18 protein-coding genes and 1 tRNA gene are annotated in these 19,677 nt (G+C 70.0%); 9 read left to right on the forward strand and 10 right to left on the reverse strand.

What is annotated here, in order from left to right; genetic code table 11:
• Positions 1-77: 77 nt before the first annotated feature.
• Positions 78-1,400: a hypothetical protein gene (locus tag ACIG0D_RS18370; RefSeq protein ID WP_399801687.1), complete on the forward strand. Its 1,323-nt coding sequence runs from the start codon at positions 78-80 to the stop codon at positions 1,398-1,400.
• Here the strand turns inward: ACIG0D_RS18370 and ACIG0D_RS18375 are convergent.
• Positions 1,387-2,832: a protein kinase gene (locus ACIG0D_RS18375; protein ID WP_399801689.1), complete on the reverse strand. Its 1,446-nt coding sequence runs from the start codon at positions 2,830-2,832 to the stop codon at positions 1,387-1,389. The genes ACIG0D_RS18370 and ACIG0D_RS18375 overlap by 14 nt on opposite strands.
• A 300-nt stretch (positions 2,833-3,132) precedes the next feature.
• Positions 3,133-3,681 (reverse strand): helix-turn-helix domain-containing protein, encoded by a 549-nt coding sequence (locus ACIG0D_RS18380; protein ID WP_399801692.1) that lies wholly within the window; start codon positions 3,679-3,681, stop codon positions 3,133-3,135.
• A 184-nt stretch (positions 3,682-3,865) separates the two neighbouring features.
• On the opposite strand from ACIG0D_RS18380, the gene ACIG0D_RS18385 reads away from it, so the two are divergent.
• A tRNA-Ala gene (locus ACIG0D_RS18385) sits at positions 3,866-3,938 on the forward strand.
• A 480-nt stretch (positions 3,939-4,418) separates the two neighbouring features.
• Here the strand turns inward: ACIG0D_RS18385 and ACIG0D_RS18390 are convergent.
• On the reverse strand, positions 4,419-5,120 hold the full coding sequence (locus tag ACIG0D_RS18390; RefSeq protein ID WP_399801695.1) for a DUF5324 family protein: 702 nt from the start codon (positions 5,118-5,120) through the stop codon (positions 4,419-4,421).
• Between the two features lie 294 nt (positions 5,121-5,414).
• Here ACIG0D_RS18390 and ACIG0D_RS18395 point away from each other — a divergent pair, with 294 nt between their 5' ends.
• On the forward strand, positions 5,415-5,948 hold the full coding sequence (locus tag ACIG0D_RS18395) for a peptidylprolyl isomerase (protein ID WP_399801698.1): 534 nt from the start codon (positions 5,415-5,417) through the stop codon (positions 5,946-5,948).
• A 97-nt stretch (positions 5,949-6,045) separates the two neighbouring features.
• Entirely contained in the window at positions 6,046-6,939 is an 894-nt protein-coding gene (locus tag ACIG0D_RS18400) for a rhomboid family intramembrane serine protease (RefSeq protein ID WP_399801700.1), read from the forward strand.
• Positions 6,940-7,215: 276 nt separating this feature from the next.
• Here ACIG0D_RS18400 and crgA read toward each other — a convergent pair whose 3' ends face one another.
• A complete protein-coding gene (gene crgA, locus ACIG0D_RS18405) occupies positions 7,216-7,470 on the reverse strand; it encodes a cell division protein CrgA (RefSeq protein ID WP_166000487.1) in 255 nt (84 codons plus the stop codon).
• Between the two features lie 141 nt (positions 7,471-7,611).
• Between crgA and ACIG0D_RS18410 the strand changes: the two genes are divergently transcribed.
• The 5 genes from ACIG0D_RS18410 to ACIG0D_RS18430 all read left to right on the forward strand — a co-directional run bounded on the left by ACIG0D_RS18410 (position 7,612) and on the right by ACIG0D_RS18430 (position 11,240).
• Positions 7,612-8,391 carry a DUF881 domain-containing protein gene (locus ACIG0D_RS18410; RefSeq protein ID WP_399801704.1) on the forward strand — a complete coding sequence of 260 codons (780 nt, stop codon included), beginning with the start codon at positions 7,612-7,614 and terminating at the stop codon, positions 8,389-8,391.
• A 117-nt stretch (positions 8,392-8,508) separates the two neighbouring features.
• Positions 8,509-8,706, forward strand: coding sequence for a hypothetical protein (locus ACIG0D_RS18415; protein WP_365757295.1), 198 nt, complete (start codon positions 8,509-8,511; stop codon positions 8,704-8,706).
• Positions 8,703-9,341, forward strand: coding sequence for an aminodeoxychorismate/anthranilate synthase component II (locus ACIG0D_RS18420; protein WP_399801707.1), 639 nt, complete (start codon positions 8,703-8,705; stop codon positions 9,339-9,341). The genes ACIG0D_RS18415 and ACIG0D_RS18420 overlap by 4 nt, the downstream gene beginning before the upstream one ends.
• Positions 9,338-10,471 carry a class E sortase gene (locus ACIG0D_RS18425; RefSeq protein ID WP_399801710.1) on the forward strand — a complete coding sequence of 378 codons (1,134 nt, stop codon included), beginning with the start codon at positions 9,338-9,340 and terminating at the stop codon, positions 10,469-10,471. The genes ACIG0D_RS18420 and ACIG0D_RS18425 overlap by 4 nt, the downstream gene beginning before the upstream one ends.
• 13 nt (positions 10,472-10,484) lie before the next feature.
• Complete coding sequence (locus ACIG0D_RS18430; protein WP_399801713.1) at positions 10,485-11,240, forward strand: class E sortase; 756 nt, start codon at positions 10,485-10,487, stop codon at positions 11,238-11,240.
• 82 nt (positions 11,241-11,322) lie between these two features.
• On the opposite strand, the gene pknB is transcribed toward ACIG0D_RS18430, so the two are convergent.
• The 6 genes from pknB to ACIG0D_RS18460 all read right to left on the reverse strand — a co-directional run bounded on the left by pknB (position 11,323) and on the right by ACIG0D_RS18460 (position 19,485).
• A complete protein-coding gene (pknB, locus tag ACIG0D_RS18435; RefSeq protein WP_399801717.1) occupies positions 11,323-13,326 on the reverse strand; it encodes a Stk1 family PASTA domain-containing Ser/Thr kinase in 2,004 nt (667 codons plus the stop codon).
• 169 nt (positions 13,327-13,495) lie between these two features.
• Positions 13,496-14,971 (reverse strand): peptidoglycan D,D-transpeptidase FtsI family protein, encoded by a 1,476-nt coding sequence (locus ACIG0D_RS18440; protein WP_399801720.1) that lies wholly within the window; start codon positions 14,969-14,971, stop codon positions 13,496-13,498.
• Positions 14,968-16,407: an FtsW/RodA/SpoVE family cell cycle protein gene (locus ACIG0D_RS18445; RefSeq protein WP_399801722.1), complete on the reverse strand. Its 1,440-nt coding sequence runs from the start codon at positions 16,405-16,407 to the stop codon at positions 14,968-14,970. Before ACIG0D_RS18445 ends, ACIG0D_RS18440 begins: the two co-directional genes overlap by 4 nt.
• A gap of 27 nt (positions 16,408-16,434) precedes the next feature.
• Positions 16,435-17,973, reverse strand: coding sequence for a Stp1/IreP family PP2C-type Ser/Thr phosphatase (locus ACIG0D_RS18450; RefSeq protein ID WP_399801725.1), 1,539 nt, complete (start codon positions 17,971-17,973; stop codon positions 16,435-16,437).
• 140 nt (positions 17,974-18,113) lie between these two features.
• Positions 18,114-18,626 carry an FHA domain-containing protein gene (locus ACIG0D_RS18455; RefSeq protein ID WP_365756977.1) on the reverse strand — a complete coding sequence of 171 codons (513 nt, stop codon included), beginning with the start codon at positions 18,624-18,626 and terminating at the stop codon, positions 18,114-18,116.
• Positions 18,627-18,636: 10 nt separating this feature from the next.
• Complete coding sequence (locus tag ACIG0D_RS18460) at positions 18,637-19,485, reverse strand: FhaA domain-containing protein (RefSeq protein WP_399801729.1); 849 nt, start codon at positions 19,483-19,485, stop codon at positions 18,637-18,639.
• Positions 19,486-19,677 lie beyond the last annotated feature (192 nt).

Here is a 19,677-nt window from a genome sequence, read left to right on the forward strand (position 1 = left end):
AGGGGGCCGGCGTGAGGTGGTGTCGTTCATCGGCGGTACGCGCGCGCGTGGCCGTCAGCGGAGTGATAGTGAGCGCGGTGGCCGCGCTGACGACCGCCCCCGCCCCCGCCCTCGCGTCGCCGGGCAGCGCGGACGACGACGCGCGCGGATACGCCTTCTCCGCGGACGCCCGGCCCGTACCCGGCGCGACGAGCACCACCGACGCCACGCTCCTGCGGCCCGGCTCCACCTACCGAAGCACCCTCCCGCCCGACGGCGCCGCCCACTACCGCCTCGACCTCGACGCCACGTCGAACGCGTACGTCTCCGCCACCGCCGTACCCGATCCCGCCGGCACCGTCGCCGCCTCCGACGGCATCAAGGTCTCCGTCCAGAACACCGACGGCCGCTCCTGCTCCTACGACACCGCGACCATCGGCGGCTCCCGCAGCCCGCGTCCGCTCACCGCGACGGGCACGCGCGAGGCGGACGGCCCGCTGTGCGAGGGTGCGGGGACGTATTACGTGGTCGTCGAGCGGGTCGGGCCCGGAAGCGCCGGAGGCACCGGAGGCTCAGGGGGCTCAGAGGGCCTTGGCGGGAGCAGCGGCCCGAGTGCCACGGCCGGGGCGGCGCTGGAGCCCTGGGAGCTGGAGCTCACCGTCGCCACCGAACCGCCCCCGGCGCAGGACGGGGCCACCCGCGCGCCCGAGGCCTGGGACTCGGCCACCCCCGCGCCCCCGACGGACGAGCCCGAGCGACGGCCAGGCGGCGCCGGATTCGGCACGGCGTCGGCCCTGGGCCAAGGCGTCTGGACCGCCGACATCGAACCGGGACAGACGCTGTTCTACGAGGTCCCCGTCGACTGGGGCCAACAGCCGCACGCAACCGCCGAACTGGGCAGTGCGAGCGGCGCCGATCGTTCCTATGCCGTCGCCGCGTTGCACCTGTCCCTCCACAACCCCGTGCGCGCCCTCGTCGACGACGCCCGCACCGGCTACGACGGCAGACAGCGCGCGGCCACGCTGCCGCCGGTGCCGCCGGTCGGTTTCGCCAACCGGTACGCCTCGGCCGACCGGGTGAGCGGTATGCGGTTCGCCGGCTCGTACTACCTCGTGGTGCATCTCGCCGCCCAGGTCGCCGACAAGGTCGGCCCGGGGCCGTTCGGGCTGACGCTGCGCGTCGGGGTGAAGGGCGAGGCGCAGGCCGGCCCCCTCTACGCCGGCCGCTCCCTGCCCCAGGGGATCTTCGACGTCAGCGGCGCGGAAGCGGAGGCCTCGGCGGGCGGGACCGGGGGAGGCGGCGCCGCGATGACGGCGGTCGCGGTGGGCGGCTTCGGCGCCGGGACGGTGATCCTCGCGGGGCTGGCGGTGTGGACGGTGCGGGCGCGGCGTACCGCGGCGGGCGCGTCTAGATCCGGGTGAGGGCCCAGAACCCCACGGCGTAGCAGGCCAGCGCCAGCAGCACGAGAGGGATCACCACCTTCGCGGGCGGGCCCGGGCGGCGGGCTGCCGCGTGCGAGCGGCGTCCGGGGGTTCTCTGCTCGGGGAGCGGAAGCTGCGGGTCGCGGGCGGTGTACGAGGCGGTGGAGGCGCCGGTGGCGTGTTGCTGCGGCGGCAGGGGAGGACTCGCGTAGGGCAGCGGGGGTTGCGGCCGGGGGGTGAGCGCGTGGCTGGGTTCGTACGCGGGCTGCGGAGGGCGCGGAGGCTGCAGATGCGGCTGCGGATGCGGCTGCGGGGGCGGCAGGTGGAAGCTGCCGGTGTCCGACATGCTGGAGGGCTGCGGGGGAGCGGCCGGGGCGGGTGAGGTCTGCGAAGTCCGTGAGGGCCGCGGGGTGTACGGGGGTGGGGCGTACGAGCGTGGGGAGTACGAAGGCGCGGACGTCGGGGTGGGGAAGGTGCCGGACGCGGAGTCCGTGTCGCCGTGGGTCGGAGGAGCCGTCGGGCGGAAGTCCGTCCGTACTCCGGGGGCCGGCTTCAGGGGGCCGTCCGGTCCGAATCCGTCCGGAAGCGGCCCGAGTTGGTCGAAGATCTCGATCAGCTCGTCGTCGGGTCCCGGTTCCGGCAGCAGCTCCGCCGCGGCGGCGAGCGCCTTGCGCGCCCCGGTGGCCGTGCGGAAGCGGGCCTGGGGGTCCGGTTGCAGCAGCGCCGCCACGACCTGCCACAGCGGCTCGGGAATCCCTTTCGGCGCCCCGGGGGTCCCGTGCTCGGCGAAGTACTGCACCAGCGCCTTGGCATCCGGCTTGGCGCCCTCCAGCAGATAGAGCGCGACCAGACCCACGGCGAAGAGGTCCGCGGGGAAGTCCGGATCGGCGCCCATCATCTGCTCCGGCGCGAGATAACCGGGCGTTCCCACCACGAGGTTGGTCTCGGTCAGCCGTGGCTCGCCGAACCGCATCGCGATGCCGAAGTCGGACAGCCGCAGCTTCGGCCGCCCCGTCCCGGTGGCCTCCAGCAGCACGTTGGCGGGCTTGATGTCCCGGTGCACCACGCCCTCGGCGTGCACCGCGGACAGCCCGGACAGCAGCTGGTCCAGCAGAGTGCAGACGAAGGCCGGCGGCAGGGGGCCGTAGTCACCGACGAGGTGGACCAGCGAGCCACCGGCGACCAGGTCCATGGTGAACAGCACCTTGTCGTCGTCCGCGGCCCAGCTGGCGGGGGCCAGGACGTGAGGGTGGTCGATCCGCAGCGCCTGCTCGCGGACGAAGCGGAGCAGGGAGTGCGCGTCGCTCTGCTGCAGGACCTTGGCGGCGACGTAGCGGCGGCGTCGGTGGTCCCAGGCGCGCCAGACGGCGCCGGTGCCGCCGCGGCCGATCGGGTCGACCAGTTCGTACCGGCCGGCGAAGACCTCACCCATCGCTGTGCGCCGCTCCTCCCCCTCGGCCCCGTGTGTTCCCCCCTTGCATTCCCCGGTGGCCCGGTGCATTCCCCCGTGGCGCGGGTTTCCCCCGATTCCCGCTCCCGGATCCCGATCCCCGGCCCTGACCCCGTTCCCGGACCCCGATTCGATCCCGGGCCGGTGCCCGGCACGCTCCCCCGTTCGGCGCGCCCCCCGTTGCGCTTCCCTTGCTCCCCGGCGCGCCCCCGTCGCGCCCCCTCGCGTCCGCTCAAGGCGGCGGCCCGGCTGCTGCACCCCTTCGGCGACCGGGCCGGTGGCTCAGTTCTGGTGGGACTGGTAGTGCGCGACCGCGTCCGAGGTGCGGCCGGCGCCGTAGACGCGGAGGAACTCTGCCAGCTCCGGGTGGGTCGGGGCGAGGGAGTCCGCGGCCTCGATGATGTCGCCCGCCGCCGCCACCGAGCGCAGCAGCGACTGGATCTCGCGGACCACCCGCTTGACCGTGGGCGCGCCCGAACTGGTGGTCGTCTGTGTGGTGTTGCTGAGCACCGAGCCCCCCTGCGACTTCTTGATCTCTTCCATGCGCTCGGTGGCCTCGGCCGCGCTCACGCTGCCGTCCGCGACCTGCGCCGCCAGCTCCTGCAGCAGCTGCACCCGCTGGACCACGGCCGGATTGCCGATCTTCGCCCGCTGACCGCTCATCAGCTGCGACAGCATCGGCGCGGACAGGCCCAGCACCCCCGCGAGACGAGCCTGGTTGAGACCAAGATCGTCGATGAGCTTACGGAAGAGCGCCCCCAGCGGCTCCCCGTACCAGTTCCGCTGCAGTTCCCGCGCTCTTGCGGTGGCTTCCTGCTGTGCGGCGTCCATTGCGTCTCCCCATCGCTTCCCCAAAAACCGCGGTTCGCTGTAGCGAACCACGCCGAGCATCTTACGGAGCGTGGTCGTTCGGGGGGACCCCCCAATCTTTTTGCGAGATACCCGGGGCGACCCGCTACTCTGGTCTGCGGCGCCCGCCGGTACGAAGTTCCTCCGGGCCGGACGTCTCCCTTCCGGGGCCTTAGCTCAGTTGGTAGAGCGCCGTCTTTGCATGGCGGATGTCAGGGGTTCGACTCCCCTAGGCTCCACCCGAGAAAGCCCCTCCGACTTGCGGGAACGCGAGACGGAGGGGCTTTTCGCGCGCCCGGGCCGACTCCGCCCCGATGTGGACGCGCGTTCGATATCTGAGGGCAGGGCAAGCCCCGGCCGAGGGGCGGGCGGGAGCCGCGGCGAGGGCGTCCGCGGCGCTTTCCCGGCCCTCCCGCCTCCCCGCGCTCCCCGTGAACGGGCAGGTCCTCGCAGGTCATGGTCGTTCCGGGCGGCGGCCAAGCCGTCCGTCCGGCTGTCCGGATTCCGCCCGTGGAACCCGGCTCGCAGATGCAACCGGGTTACGTTTGCCAGGTGCGACCAAACGGGCCAGGGAGCAACCCGCAGCGGCCCTGGACTTGGCTTTCGCGAACGTTCATGGAGGCGGCGCCGGTCCGCCGGTTCCACGTGAAACACGACTGTGGGGCGGGAGAGCCGTAACTCCCCTGCCCCACACGGGTCTTCCAGGTCGGGAGCGGTGTTCAGCCGCGCTCGTCCCGGTCGGTGGCCCCCTCCTCGGCTTCCTTGGCCTCGACCTCGGGGTCCAGGACGGACGGGCCGCTGCCGTCCACCGACGTCAGCCGGCCGGACTCGGGCACCTCCGTCGCGGCGGGTGGCTCGACCAGCCAGTCCGGGTTGGCCTGCTTGTCCCACCACTTCCAGGCGGCGAAGGCCGCGCCGCCGATGACGCCCAGGATCGCCAGCGTCTTCACCGCTCGGCCGGCCTTGGCGCGGCGCTCGTGCTTGCGGATCAGCTTCTGGATCTCCTGCGGCGAGACCTGGCCGCGCAGTGCGGCCATCGCGGCGACGCCTCGCGCGGTCGCCTCGCTCTTGACGGGCCCGGCCGCGGCGACCGCCTGCTCGATCTTCGGCCGGGAGTAGACGGCTGCCTGCCGCGCGGCCATACGCGTGCGGTAGGCAGCCTCGTGGGCGGCGTGGTCGACCTTCGGCGGCACATGGGACCGGGCCTGTTCCAGATACGGCGCGACGCGCGCCGCGTACTGGACGCGGGCCTGCCCGGCGGCCTGCGACATCTTGGGGGCGAGACGGGTGCGCGCCTCCTGCGCGTATTGCGCGGCCCGGTCCTTGGCGGTGTCGGCGTAGGGCGCCACCACTTCCGCGGCGTGCAGCACGCTGTCCTTCGCCGAGCCGGTCGCGGCGCGCACGCTGTCGATGCGGGTCACGGGTTCCTCCTCCTCGGTGGCGTACGGTATTTCGACTTTCCACCCTTTTACGGATCATGCCTGCCGGAACGCGGTGCGGCATGTGCGAGCGGGCATCCGGGTCATTCCGGCCGTAGGCGGGAGTGACCCGGGGATCAGTCCTGGGGATCGATAAGGGGTGAATCCGGAGCAACGGAGCTTGTCGACGACAATGCCACGGATCGGCGCCGCGCGCTGGCGAACACGGGTGTCGGGCGACCCGGTGCCGGGCCGTGCGAGGATCGGGGGACACAGGAAGACAACGGAAGGCACATCGTGGCTGAGAAGCTCTACGCCACCCTGAAGACCAACCAAGGCGACATCCAGGTCCAGCTCTTCCCGGACCACGCGCCCGAGACGGTCAAGAACTTCGTCGAGCTCGCCCGGGGCGAGCGCGAGTGGACCCACCCCGCCACCGGCGAGAAGTCCACGGCCAGGCTCTACGACGGCACGGTCTTCCACCGGGTGATCAGCGGCTTCATGATCCAGGGCGGCGACCCGCTGGGCAACGGCACCGGTGGCCCCGGCTACCAGTTCAAGGACGAGTTCCACCCGGACCTGCGCTTCGACAAGCCCTACCTGCTGGCCATGGCCAACGCCGGCCCGGGCACCAACGGCTCGCAGTTCTTCATCACCGTCGCCCCGACGGCCTGGCTGAACCGCAAGCACACCATCTTCGGCGAGGTCACCGACCAGGCCAGCCAGAAGGTCGTCGACGCCATCGCCGGGACGCAGACCAACCCGCGCACCGACCGGCCGGTCAACGACGTCGTCATCGAGACGGTCGTCATCGAGACCCGCGAGGGCTGATCCCCCGGTCCCGAAACGCCCAGAGGGAACCAAACGCCCCCTCCGTCCGTAAGGATGGAAGGGGCGTTTCTCGCTTACGACGACGTAGGGGACCTCAATGGACCAGGTGTCGGAAAGTCCTCAGGAAGCCCACAGTCTGCCCGGCTGCTACCGCCACCCGGACCGAGAGACGGGCGTGCGCTGCACCCGCTGCGAGCGGCCGATCTGCCCGGAGTGCATGGTCAGCGCCTCGGTCGGCTTCCAGTGCCCCGACTGTGTCCGCGGCGGCTCGGGCACCGGCCACCGCCCCGGCGCCTCCCAGCCCCGCAACCTCGCCGGCGCGCCCGTCGCCGTCAGCGGTGATCCCCACCTGGTCACCAAGATCCTCGTCCTGCTCAACCTCGCCGTGTTCATCGCCGTCCAGGTGTCCTCGACCCTGCTCGGCGAGATGATGCTGATCGCCGCATGGCCGCCCGCGCCCTGGACGCCCACCGAGGGCGTCGCCGAGGGCGAGTGGTACCGGCTGGTCACGGCGATGTTCACGCACGAGGAGATCTGGCACATCGCCTTCAACATGCTGAGCCTGTGGTTCCTCGGCGGCCCGCTCGAGGAGGCGCTCGGCCGGATCCGCTACCTCACGCTCTATATGATCTCCGGACTCGCCGGCAGCGCCCTGGCCTACCTCCTCCAGCCCGAGCACACGGCCTCGCTCGGCGCCTCCGGCGCGATCTTCGGTCTCTTCGGCGCCACGGCCGTGCTGATGCGCCGCCGCAACCTGGACATGCGCCCGGTGATCGTCCTGTTGGCGATCAATCTGCTGTTCACCTTCAACCCGGGCTTCAACATCTCCTGGCAGGCGCACATCGGTGGCCTGGTCGGCGGCGCGATCGTCGGCTACGCCCTGGTGAACGCCCCGCGCGAGCGCCGCGGGCTGGTGCAGGCCGGCACCTGCGTGCTGGTGCTGGCGGTGATCGTCGGCATGACCTTGCTGCGGACGGCGCAGCTCACCTGAGCGCCTTCCACACCCCTTGAGCGGCGGTTGTCCACAGCGCGTGGCGGATCTTGTGCATACGGTGCGGGAACAGCTGTGCCCCCTGTCACCGACCCGTGTTTTCGCAGGTCAGACAGGGGGCGAACAGGCATTCGGATGCCGGTCGTTCCGTCGTACCGGCGTCAACCCTCGATGGGTTATCCACAGATCGTCGTTCTTTTTCCCCACTGTGGAAAACGGCTGTGGATAACTCAGTGGATAGCCCTGGGCAGAACTGTGTTCACCGTCCGGCAGGGCCTACTTCCACTGGGTCGAGACACCGAATCCGGCGGCGATGAACCCGAAGCCCACGACGATGTTCCAGTTGCCGAGCGCGTCGATCGGCAGCGAACCGTCGGTCACATAGAAGACGACGATCCAGGCCAGACCGATGAGGAACATGGCGAGCATGACGGGCGCGACCCAGGCGCTGGTGGTGAGTTTGATGTTCGTCGCCTGCTTCGCCGGCGGCGGCGTGTAGTCGGCCTTCTTGCGGATACGTGACTTCGGCACGAGGGTCTCTCCTGTCGATGCGCTGCGTGGCCGCGCAGGGATCTGGGTCGGGCTCGGGGCAGCGTACAAGGGGACACTGAGTGCTCCCCCGGGCGTCCGTTAGCGTAGTGCTTCCGTGGCGCCGAAGGAGATAAGGGTACGTTGAGCAATTCTGCCGACTCCCCCCAGCCGGGATCCAGCGCTGCCCGCCGTGGATCTTTCCGTCCCGTCCGACTGCTCACGGTGGCCGTCTTCGCTCTCGCGGGACTCCTTTTCTTCACCAGTTTCCACACGGCCAAAGGCACCAATATCCGTACGGATGCGTCCTTGCTCAAGCTTTCCGACCTTATTCAGGAACGCAGCCGCAAGAACGGCGAACTGGACGAGTCCAATGCGGCCCTGCGCGACCAGGTCGAGGCCCTCGCCGAACGCGACGACAACAGCACCCGGGCCGAGGACGAGAAGCTCGCGGCCCTGGAGAAGAGCGCCGGCACCCAGAAGCTCACCGGCGAGGCCATCACCGTCACCCTGGACGACGCCCCGCCGAACGCCACCGCCAAGCTCCCCGGCTATCCCGAGCCGCAGCCCGACTACCTGGTCATCCACCAGCAGGACCTCCAGGCCGTGGTGAACGCCCTCTGGCAGGGCGGCGCCAAGGGCATCAAGGTCATGGACCAGCGGCTGATCTCCACCAGCGCCGTGCGCTGCGTCGGCAACACCCTGATCCTCCAGGGCCGCGTCTACTCGCCGCCCTACAAGATCCAGGCGGTCGGCGACCCGGAGAAGCTGCAGAAGGCACTCTCCGAGAGCCCCGCGATCCAGAACTACATGGTCTACGTCAACGTCTACGGCCTGGGCTGGAAAGTGGAGGAGAACGGAAAGGTGACGCTCCCCGGATACTCCGGCACGGTGGACCTGCACTACGCGAAGCCCGTGGAGTGACCTCCGGCTTCCTGGCCGCCGGACCGGCGCCTGTCCTGCCGCGCCCATGTTTCACGTGGAACAGAGCCGATCCCCGAGGGCCTGAGGCCCCGCGCCGTTAGTCTGGTGCCGTACGGCGTGAGTCTGGTGCCGTGGTACGACGGAAGGGACGGCATGTACGGCTGGATCTGGCGGCATCTGCCGGGCAACGCGTGGGTGAAGGCGCTGATCTCACTGGTACTGATCCTGGCCGTGGTCTACGTCCTGTTCCAGTACGTCTTCCCGTGGGCCGAACCGCTGCTTCCCTTCAACGATGTGACGGTGGACAACCAGTGAGCGCGCGCATTCTCGTCGTGGACAACTACGACAGCTTCGTCTTCAACCTGGTCCAGTACCTGTACCAGCTGGGCGCCGAGTGCCAGGTGCTGCGCAACGACGAGGTGTCGACCGGGCACGCCCAGGACGGCTTCGACGGCGTCCTGCTGTCGCCCGGGCCCGGCGCCCCCGAGCAGGCCGGCGTCTGCGTCGACATGGTCCGCCACTGCGCGGCGACCGGCGTCCCCGTCTTCGGGGTCTGCCTGGGCATGCAGTCGATGCAGGTGGCGTACGGCGGTGTCGTCGACCGCGCGCCGCAGCTGCTGCACGGCAAGACCTCGCTGGTCGAGCACGAGGGCAAGGGCGTCTTCGCGGGCCTGCCCTCCCCCTTCACGGCGACCCGCTACCACTCCCTGGCCGCCGAGCCGGCGACCGTGCCGACCGAGCTGGAGGTCACCGCGCGCACCCAGGACGGCATCATCATGGGCCTGCGCCACCGGGAGCTGCCCGTCGAGGGCGTCCAGTTCCACCCGGAGTCGGTACTCACCGAGCACGGCCACCGCATGCTGGCCAACTGGCTGACCGAGTGCGGCGACCAGGGCGCGGTGGCCAGATCCGCGGGGCTGGCCCCGGTGGTGGGCAGGGCCACGGCGTGACCGCACTGCGCCCCGAGCGCGAGAGCACCTCGTACGGGCAGCAGCCGTACGAGGTCTCCGGCACGCTCGGGGACGGGTACGAGGAGACGCCGTACCCGCCTTCGCCGGACGAGCCGTACCGGCCGTCGACGGAGGAGCCGTACCCGCCCTCGGCGGAGGACTCCTACTCGCCGACATCGGACGAGCTCTACCCGCCCTCGTCTGGCGAGCCGCCGCTCGACGACGAGACGGTGGCGCTGCGCATACCCGACCCGTCCGGCGAGCCGATACCGGCCTCGGCAGCCACATCCGGCACCTCCGGCACCGGAGTCACACCCGGCGGCCGTGCGGCCCGCAGAAAGGCCGCCAAGGGCCGCCACGGGCGCCGCCGCAGGACCGCGCCCCCGCCCACCCCGGCCGACGAGCCTCGGGCCCCCCTCTCCCGGGTCGAGGCCCGCCGACTGGCCAGGGCCCGCAAGCCCGGCCCCGGGGTGATCGCCAGCAGGGTGATCGGCGAACTGTTCATCACCACCGGCGTGCTGATGCTGCTGTTCGTCACCTACCAGCTGTGGTGGACCAACGTCCGCGCCCACGCCCAGGCCGGCAGCGAGGCGAGCCAGCTCGAGGACGACTGGGCGAGCGGCAAGCGCAACCCCGGCACCTTCGAGCCCGGCCAGGGCTTCGCCCTCCTCTACATCCCCAAGCTGGACGTGAAGGTCCCCATCGCCGAGGGCACCAGCAACAAGAAGGTCCTGGACCGCGGCATGGTCGGCCACTACTCCGAGGGCGCCCTGAAGACGCCGATGCCCGACGCGAAGACCGGCAACTTCGGCCTCGCGGGCCACCGGAACACACACGGCGAGCCGTTCCGGTACATCAACCGGCTCGAGCCCGGCGACCCGATCGTCGTCGAGACCCAGGACACCTACTACGTCTACAAGACGGCGTCCATGCTCCCGGTGACCCCGCCGAGCAATGTGAGCGTGCTCGACCCCATCCCGAAGGACTCGGGATTCACGGCCCCCGGCCGCTACATCACTCTCACGACATGCACGCCGGAGTTCACCAGCAAGTACCGGTTGATCGTCTGGGGCAAGATGGTCGAGGAACGGCCGCGCAGCAAGGGCAAGCCGGATGCGCTCGTCAGTTAAGGGCAGATGAAACGTGGCAGCGACCACCGACGACACCGAAGAGCACACCGCGGCGCCCGAGTCCGCACAGCCCGCGCCCCGGCGCCGCCGCCCCGGCAGGATCGCCATGGTGGTCAGCGTCTTCGGCGAACTCCTCATCACGGCGGGTCTGGTCCTCGGCCTGTTCGTCGTCTACTCGCTGTGGTGGACGAACGTCCTCGCCGACCGCGAGGCGGACCGGGAGGGCGACCTGGTCCGCGACACCTGGGCCCACGAGGGCAGCGGCGGCCCCGGCGCCCTGGACACCAAGGACGGCATCGGCTTCCTGCACGTCCCGGACATGAACAAGGACGAGATCCTGGTCAAGAAGGGCACCTCGGCCGAGATCCTCAACAACGGCGTCGCCGGCTACTACACCGACCCCGTCAAGGCGACCCTGCCGATGAGCGGCAAGAACGGCAACTTCAGCCTCGCCGCCCACCGCGACGGCCACGGCGCGGAGTTCCACAACATCCACAAGCTGAAGAAGGGCGACCCGATCGTCTTCGAGACGAAGGACAAGTGGTACGTCTACAAGGTCTACGCCGCGCTCCCCGAAACCTCGAAGTACAACGTCAAGGTCCTCGAAGCCGTCCCCAAGGAGTCAGGCCGCAAAAAGGCCGGCAAGTACATCACCCTGACCACCTGCACCCCGATCTACACCAGCCGCTACCGCTACATCGTCTGGGGCGAACTGGACCGGGTGGAGAAGGTGGACGCGGAGCGGACTCCGCCGAAGGAGATCCGCTGACCCCAGTGGCAGCGAAAGAGAAGGCCCGGCAGCCCACAGGCTGCCGGGCCTTCGTCTGCCGGGCCTTCGTTCCTCGCTCCGGTCAGTCGCCGTCGCCGCCTCCGAAGAGGCCGCCTCCGTTGCCGTTGCCTCCGCCGTTGTTGTTGCCTCCGCCGAAGCCCACGGTCGTCAGGGTGATCGTCGTCTGGCCCGGGTTGTCGACCTCGTTGCCGCCGTCCGGGTCCTGGTCGATGACCAGCGCGGTGTCGCTCTGGTCGCTGCCGCCAGCGAACTGGATGTTGGTGAAGCCGGCGCCGGCCAGCTCCTGCTTGGCCTGGGCGACCGTCTTGTTGCGGACGTCCGGGACCTTGGTCTTCTGCTTCTGGAGCTTGCCGACCTTGATCGTCACCGTTGAGCCGGGGTCGACGGAGGTGCCCGCCGCCGGAGTGGTGTCGATGACCGTGCCGTCCTGGTTCGGGTCCGTGGTCGGGACCTCGGTGCAGGTGCCGGTCAGGTTGTTGGCCGTCATCTGCTGCTGGGCGGCCTCACAGGTCTGGCCCGTGACCGACGGGACGGTGGCCTTCGCCTCTTCCTTGGCGATGGTCAGGGTGATCGTAGAGCCCTTCTCGATCTCCTGGCCGGTCACCGGGTCCTGCTCCAGGACGGTGCCGGGCTCCTCCGGGGACTCCTTGGCCTCCGTCTCCACCTTGAAGCCGTACTTGTCGTCCTCCAGCTTGGCCTTGGCCTCTTCGAGGCTGAGGCCGATCACGCTGGGGACGGCGACCTTGGGGGCGCCGGTGGAAACGACCAGGTCGACCGTGGAGTTCTTCTTGACCTCGGTCTCCGGATCCGGGTTCTGGTCGCAGATCCTGCCCTTCGGCTGCCCCTCGCAGGGCTTCGACTCGAAGGTCAGCTTCAGGTCGGAGTTGACGGCCCGCTTCTTCGCGTTCTCCTCGGTCAGCCCGACGAAGTTCGGCACCGGCACGTTGTCGTTGCCGACACCGCCGTTGCCGAAGGCGAACTTGCCGATGAGAATCGCGCCGACGAGGACCAGGACCGCCGCGACGACCAGCAGGATCGTCGACGTGCTGGACTTCTTCTGGTTCTGGCGGCGCCGGTCGGGACGGTCGTCGTAGCCGTCGTCCGGGTTCATCGGCGGCATCATCGACGTCGCGCCGGCGTCGGTGGAGCGCAGGGCCGTGGTCGGCTGGTCGTCCGGGTAGCCGCCGTAGCCCACGGAGCCCATCGCGGCGGTGGCCGCCACGGGCGCGCCGTCGAGGCAGGCCTCGATGTCGGCGCGCATCTCGTCGGCCGACTGGTAGCGGTAGTTCGGGTCCTTGACCAGAGCCTTCAGCACGATCGCGTCCATCTCGGGCGTGATCTCGGGGTCGAAGACCGACGGCGGCTGGGCCTCTTCCCGTACGTGCTGATAGGCGACGGCGACCGGGGAGTCGCCGACGAACGGCGGACGGACCGTCAGCAGCTCGTAGAGCAGACAGCCGGTGGAGTACAGGTCGGAGCGGGCGTCGACCTGCTCGCCCTTGGCCTGCTCCGGGGAGAGGTACTGGGCGGTGCCGATCACGGCCGCGGTCTGCGTCATCGTCATCCCGGCGTCGCCCATGGCGCGGGCGATGCCGAAGTCCATCACCTTGACCTGGCCGCCCCGCGTCAGCATGACGTTCGCCGGCTTGATGTCGCGGTGGACGATGCCGTTGCGGTGGGCGTACTCCAGGCCTTGGAGGATGCCGATCGTCATCTCCATGGCGCGCTCCGGCAGCAGCTTGCGGCCGGAGTGCAGCAGTTCACGGAGCGTGGAGCCGTCGACGTACTCCATCACGATGTACGGGATCGAGACCCCGTCGATGTAGTCCTCGCCCGTGTCGTAGACCGCGACGATCGCGGGATGGTTGAGCGAGGCGGCCGACTGGGCCTCCCGGCGGAACCGGGCCTGGAAGGACGGGTCGCGCGCGAGGTCCGCGCGCAGCGTCTTCACCGCCACGGTGCGGCCGAGGCGGGTGTCATGGGCGAGATACACCTCTGCCATGCCACCGCGGCCGAGCACCTGGCCCAGCTCGTACCGGCCGCCGAGGCGACGCGGCTCTTCCATAGCTTCCTACCAGCCCTCTCCGTCGGTCCCGATCGCAACACTCGTACGACCGGAGGCTGCCGTCCGGGCCTACCGTACCCGGCTCGCTTTCTGTGACCTGGCCAAGCCCGTCACCCGATACAGGACCGGTATCGCAACGTGCACCGATGTGAAGGGGACGTGAGCGGGGTCACTTCCGGTTGCCGATGACCGCCTCCATCACGTTCTTGGCGATGGGCGCCGCGAGGCCGCCACCGGAGATGTCACCGCGGTCGGCGTCCTCGTCCTCCACCACCACGGCGACGGCGACCGGCGAGCTGCCGTCGCTGAGCTTGGCGTAGGAGATGAACCAGGCGTACGGCTTCTCGCTGTTGTCGACACCGTGCTGGGCGGTACCGGTCTTGCCGCCGACCTTGACACCGGGGATCCGCGCGGTGGTGCCGGTGCCCTCCTCGACGACGGTCTCCATCATCGACTGGAGGATCTGGGCGTTCTCCTCCGACAGCGGGCGGCTCAGCTCCTCCGGGTCGGTCTGCTCGATGGTGTCGAGGTTGGGCGCCTGGAGCTTGTCGACCATGTACGGCTTCATCAGCCGGCCGTCGTTGGCCACCGCCGAGGCGACCATGGCCATCTGCAGCGGGGTCGCGGCGGTGTTGAACTGACCGATGGACGACAGCGCGACCTCGGAGGGCGCCATGTCCTCGGAGAACACCGAGGCGTTGGCGCGGACCGGGGTGAAGTGCTCGGAGGTGAAGCCGAAGTCCTTGGCCTTCTCCAGCATCTTGTCGTTGCCGAGGTCGGAGCCGATCTTGCCGAACACCGTGTTGCAGGACCACTGGAGGGCGACGCGCAGGCTGGCGTTCTCGCAGGGGTGGTTGCCGTCGTTCTTCAGCGGGGTGGTGGTGCCCGGCATGATCCACGGCAGCGGCGTCTTGGTCGACTGGTCCGGGTCCGGGTACAGCCCGTTCTCCAGCGCGGCGGCCGCGGTGACGACCTTGAAGGTGGAGCCCGGCGGGTACGTCTCACGCAGGGCCCGGTTGAGCATCGGGTCGTCGGGGTTGTTCTTCTTCTGCAGCGCCTGCCAGGCCTTGGTGTCCTTGTCCGTGGAGTTCCCGGCGAACGACGACGGGTCGTACGACGGGTAGGAGGCCAGCGCCAGGATCTTGCCGGTGGACGGCTCGATGGCGGCGACGGCACCCTTGCCGCGCTCCTTCAGCCCCTCGTACGCGGCCTTCTGCGCGGCGGCGTTCAGGGTGGTGACGACGTTGCCGCCCTGCTTCTTCTCACCCGTGATCATGTCCAGGGTGTTGCGGAAGAACAGCCGGTCGTCGTTGCCGGTGAGGATGCCGTCCTCGATGCTCTCGAGCTGGTTCGCGCCGAACGCCTGCGAGGCGTACCCGGTCACCGGCGCCCACATGGGACCGTTCTTGTAGGTGCGCTTGTACTTGAAGTCGCTGCCCGACGTCTCCGCGAAGCCGGTGATCGGCTTGCCGTCGACGATGATGTCGCCGCGCGGCTGCGCGTAGCGCTCGATGGAGATACGGCGGTTGCGCTCGTTGTCCTGCAGCGCCTCGGCCTGGACGTACTGAAGCCAGTTGCCGCGGATGAGCAGGGCGAGGACGAGGAGCCCACAGAAGATCGCGATCCGTCGCAGGGGCTTGTTCATGTCGGGCGGACCACCTGGGTCATCTCGGCGTCGGGGTTGGAGGCGGGGGTGGGGGCGGGGCGGCGCGCGGTGTCGCTGATGCGCAGCAGAATGCCGATGAGCGCCCAGTTGGCGATCACCGAGGAACCGCCGGCCGCGAGGAACGGCATCGTCATACCGGTCAGCGGGATGAGGCCCATGACACCGCCGGCCACGACGAAGATCTGCAGCGCGAACGCGCCGGACAGGCCGATCGCGAACAGCTTGCCGAAGGGGTCGCGCGCGGCCAGCGAGGTCCGTACGCCGCGCTCGATGATCAGTGCGTAGAGCAGCAGCATCGCCATGACGCCGGCCAGGCCCAGTTCCTCGCCGAAGGTGGAGAAGACGAAGTCGGAGTTGGCGGCGAAGCCGATCAGGTCGGAGTGGCCCTGACCGAGACCGGTGCCCAGCACTCCGCCGGAGCCGAACGACATGATCGACTGGCCGATCTGCTCACAGGCGCCGGAGGTCTCGTAGCAGCCGAACGGGTCCAGCCAGGCGTCCACACGCGCCTGGACGTGACTGGCGAAGGAGGCCACGCCCACGGCGCCGGCGGCGGACATCAGCAGACCGATCACGATCCAGCTGGTCCGCTCCGTGGCGACGTACAGCATGATCACGAACATGCCGAAGAACAGCAGCGAGGTGCCGAGGTCGTTCTCGAAGATGAGGATGAGCAGGCTGACGGCCCAGATCGTGATGATCGGCCCCAGGTCACGGCCGCGCGGCAGGTACAGGCCCATGAACCGGCGGCTGGCCAGCGCCAGCGCGTCCCGCTTCACCATCAGGTAGCCGGAGAAGAAGATCGCGATGATGATCTTCGCGAACTCACCCGGCTGGATGGAGAAACCGGCGACGCTGATCCAGATCTTCGCGCCGAACACGTCGGCGCCGACGCCTGGGACCAGCGGCAGCAGCAGCAGAATCAGGGCGGCGACCATCGAGATGTAGGTGTACCGCTGGAGGATGCGGTGGTCCTTGAGGAAGATCAGCACCACCACGAACAGCGCGAGTCCGACCGCTGAGTACAGCAGCTGGTTCGGGGCGGACGGGCTGAACGCCCCGTACTGCCGCTCGGCCAGCTGCTGCAACCGCTCCGACTGGTCCAGCCGCCAGATGACCACGAGACCCAGGCCGTTCAACAGCGTCGCCAGCGGCAGCAGCAGCGGGTCCGCGTACGGCGCGAACTTCCGTACGACCAGATGACCCACGCCGGCGAGCAGGCCGAGGCCCAGGCCGTAGCCGAGCAGGCCGGAAGGCACCGAGCCTTCCATGGCGAGCCCCACGTTGGCGTACGCGAAAACGGGGATGACCACCGCGAACACCAGCAGTGCCAGCTCGGTGTTGCGGCGGCTCGGGGTGCCGATGGAGCCGATCGTGGACGTGTGGTGCGTCGGCGTGTTCGTAGTACTGCTCATGATCTGACAGGGCCTCTCACGGCTTGCCTACTGCTTACCGCACATCGAGACGACCTTCTGCTCTTCCTCCGAGAGGCTGGGGCCGGGCTGGGGAGTGGCGGTCGGGCTCGCGGACGCGGACGGGGTCGGGGACACCGAGGGGCTCGGCGACGCCTTGGACGTGACGGAGGTGCGGGTGGTTCCCGTGATGCCGCCGGCCTCGCCCTCACCGGTCCGCGCGTTGTTCTCGCGTTCCGCGGCCTCCGCGGCTTGCCGCTCCGCCTGCTTGCGGCACGCGGAGGCCTGCACGGCCAGCTCGTCGATCTTGGCCTGGGCGTTCTTCAGGTCGCCCTCGGCGATCGTCGCCTCGACCAGCTTCCGCTGGTAGGGAGGCAGGTACTTGAGTTCGATCTCCGGGTGGTCCTTCTCCACCTCGGACAGCGACACCCACGCCAGGTCCTGGTTGATGCCGCGGTACAGGGCGACGTGCTCGCCGTTGGTGCCGACGTAGTACTGGGTCTGCGTCCACCGGTAGCCGCCGTAGAGGCCGCCGCCGACCACGGCCAGCGCGAGGACGCCGTAGAAGGAGCGTTTGAGCCACCGGCGGCCCTTGCGGGGCTTGGTGAAGTCGCTCTCGTCGTAGTCGCCGAAGCCGCCGGTCGGGATGAAGCCGGTGACGTCGCCGGAGCCGGGCGGGCCGAACTCGCCGCCGCCGCCCTGCCCGGGCGCTTGGCGGCCGAGGCCGGAGGCGCGGCCGGCGGGGGTCTGCATGATGCCGTTGTCGGACAGCTGGTGCTGGTTCTCGGCGACCGCGCCGACCACCACCGGCGTGTCGGACAGCTGCCCGGCGAGGGTGTCACCGGTGTCCAGGTCGAGGACGTCGGCGACGATCACCGTGATGTTGTCGGGGCCGCCGCCGCGCAGCGCGAGCTGGATCAGCTCCTGCACGGTCTCCTGCGGGCCCTGGTAGCTGGCGAGGGTGTCCTCCATCGTCTGGTGGGAGACGACCCCGGACAGCCCGTCGGAGCAGATCAGATAGCGGTCGCCGGCCCGCACCTCGCGGATCGACAGGTCGGGCTCCACGTGGTCGCCGCTGCCGAGGGCGCGCATCAGCAGGGAGCGCTGCGGGTGGGTGGTGGCCTCTTCCTCGGTGATCCGGCCCTCGTCGACCAGCCGCTGCACCCACGTGTGGTCCTGGGTGATCTGGGTGAGGACGCCGTCGCGCAGCAGATAGGCGCGGGAGTCGCCGACGTGGACCAGGCCGAGCCGCTGGCCGGTCCACAGCAGGGCGGTGAGCGTGGTGCCCATGCCCTCCAGCGACGGGTCGTCCTCGACCATCTGCCGCAGCTGCTCGTTGGCCCGCTGCACGGCCGCGCCGAGCGAGGTGAGCACATCGGAGCCCGGGATGTCGTCGTCGAGGGCGACGATCGTGGAGATCGCCTCCGAGGAGGCCACCTCGCCGGCGGCGGCGCCGCCCATGCCGTCGGCGATCGCGAGCAGCCGCGGACCCGCGTAACCCGAGTCCTCGTTGCCCTCGCGGATCATGCCTTTGTGCGAACCGGCGGCGAAGCGCAGTGACAGACTCATGCGCACCTCGCCCGTCGGCTCCGGGTACAGCCGATCGTGTCGAGCCACACTGCCCACCCTCCGGTCGGGAGCGCGCCGGGGCCCCGGGTGTGGACCGCCGCTGCGTGCTCGCTCCGCTCGCGCTCATTCATGACGTGGCACTACTTCCGCAGCTCGATGACGGTCTTGCCGATGCGGATCGGCGCACCCAGCGGGATCGGCGTGGGGGTCGTGAGGCGGGTCCGGTCGAGGTACGTGCCGTTGGTCGACCCGAGGTCCTCGACGATCCACTGGCCGTCCCGGTCCGGGTAGATCCTGGCGTGCCTGCTGGAGGCGTAGTCGTCGTCCAGCACGATCGTGCTGTCGTGCGCCCGGCCCAGCGTGATGGTCTGGCCCTGCAGCGCGACGGTGGTGCCCGTGAGGGTGCCCTCGGTCACGACCAGCTTGGTGGGAGCGTTACGGCGCGCCCGGCCGCCCGCGGGCTGCTGGCGCTGCTGCGGGGGCGCCTGGCGCGCGGCCTGCTGCGGACGTCCGGCAGCCTCCCGCCGGGGTCCGCGCTGAGTGACGCGCGTACCGAACAGGTCGCTGCGGATGACCTGCACGGCCACGATCACGAACAGCCACAGTACGGCCAGGAAACCCAGCCGCATGACCGTGAGGGTCAGCTCTGACATTGCCCCCGGATCACCCTTCGGCTTGCCTATAGATAACGGTGGTGCTGCCCACGACGATCCGCGAGCCGTCGCGGAGCGTAGCGCGGGTGGTGTGCTGCCCGTCCACCACGATGCCGTTGGTGGAGCCGAGATCCTGGATCGTCGAGGGCGTTCCGGTCCGGATCTCGCAGTGCCTGCGGCTCACGCCGGGGTCGTCGATCCGCACGTCGGCTTCGGTGCTGCGGCCCAGCACGAGCGTCGGGCGGGAGATCTGATGGCGGGTGCCGTTGATCTCGATCCAGTAGCGGTTGCGTCCGCCGGCCACCGGCGCGGCGGGAGGACGCTGGCCGGCCGCGGCCGGCGGGTAGCCGTAGCCACCCGGGCGGGCGCCGGGCGGCGGGGCGGCGGGCATGGGGGGCGCGCCCGCGGGGGCGGCCGGCGGGTAGCCGTAACCGCCGGGGCGGCCGGCGGGCGGGGCGGACGCGGGCGCCTGCTGCTGGCTGCTGGAGGAGGCGAGCGTACGGCTGCGCACCCGGTACAGGCCGGTGTCGAGGTCGTCGGCCTTCTCCAGGTGCACCTTGATCGCGCCCATGAAGGTGTAGCGCTGCTGCTTGGCGTAGTCGCGGACCATGCCGGCCAGCTCGTCGCCGAGCTGCCCCGAGTACGGGCTCAGCCGCTCGAAGTCCGGGGCGCTCAGCTCGACGATGAAGTCGTTGGGGACGACGGTCCGGTCACGGTTCCAGATGGTGGCGTTGTTGTCGCACTCGCGCTGCAGCGCGCCCGCGATCTCCACGGGCTGCACCTCGGACTTGAAGACCTTGGCGAAGGTGCCGTTGACCAGACCTTCGAGACGCTGCTCGAAACGCTTCAGGACTCCCATGGGGCACCTCCTCCGTCGTTGCCGTCTGCGTACTGCCGTGCGTTGCCGCCGTGCGTTCGCCGTGCGTTGTCGCAGTGCGTTTCCGCAGTGCGTCGCGCCGTGCGTGCTGCCGTGCCTTCTGCTCTGTCTACTGCCCTGTTGTACTGCTTACCCGGTACTGCTTACTGATCGTATCCACGCGCCCGTGAATCG

The sequence above is a fragment of the Streptomyces sp. NPDC052773 genome (genome assembly GCF_044547145.1).
Taxonomy (GTDB): domain Bacteria; phylum Actinomycetota; class Actinomycetes; order Streptomycetales; family Streptomycetaceae; genus Streptomyces.

Excerpts from the sequence above, each read along its gene's own strand:
- ACIG0D_RS18450 (WP_399801725.1), bottom strand. The coding sequence starts at position 17,973 with ATGAGTCTGTCACTGCGCTTCGCCGCCGGTTCGCACAAAGGCATGATC.
- ACIG0D_RS18440 (WP_399801720.1), bottom strand. The coding sequence starts at position 14,971 with ATGAACAAGCCCCTGCGACGGATCGCGATCTTCTGTGGGCTCCTCGTC.
- ACIG0D_RS18380 (WP_399801692.1), bottom strand. The coding sequence starts at position 3,681 with ATGGACGCCGCACAGCAGGAAGCCACCGCAAGAGCGCGGGAACTGCAG.
- ACIG0D_RS18460 (WP_399801729.1), bottom strand. The coding sequence starts at position 19,485 with ATGGGAGTCCTGAAGCGTTTCGAGCAGCGTCTCGAAGGTCTGGTCAAC.
- ACIG0D_RS18400 (WP_399801700.1), top strand. The coding sequence starts at position 6,046 with ATGGACCAGGTGTCGGAAAGTCCTCAGGAAGCCCACAGTCTGCCCGGC.
- ACIG0D_RS18375 (WP_399801689.1), bottom strand. The coding sequence starts at position 2,832 with ATGGGTGAGGTCTTCGCCGGCCGGTACGAACTGGTCGACCCGATCGGC.
- pknB (WP_399801717.1), bottom strand. The coding sequence starts at position 13,326 with ATGGAAGAGCCGCGTCGCCTCGGCGGCCGGTACGAGCTGGGCCAGGTG.
- ACIG0D_RS18455 (WP_365756977.1), bottom strand. The coding sequence starts at position 18,626 with ATGTCAGAGCTGACCCTCACGGTCATGCGGCTGGGTTTCCTGGCCGTA.
- ACIG0D_RS18445 (WP_399801722.1), bottom strand. The coding sequence starts at position 16,407 with ATGAGCAGTACTACGAACACGCCGACGCACCACACGTCCACGATCGGC.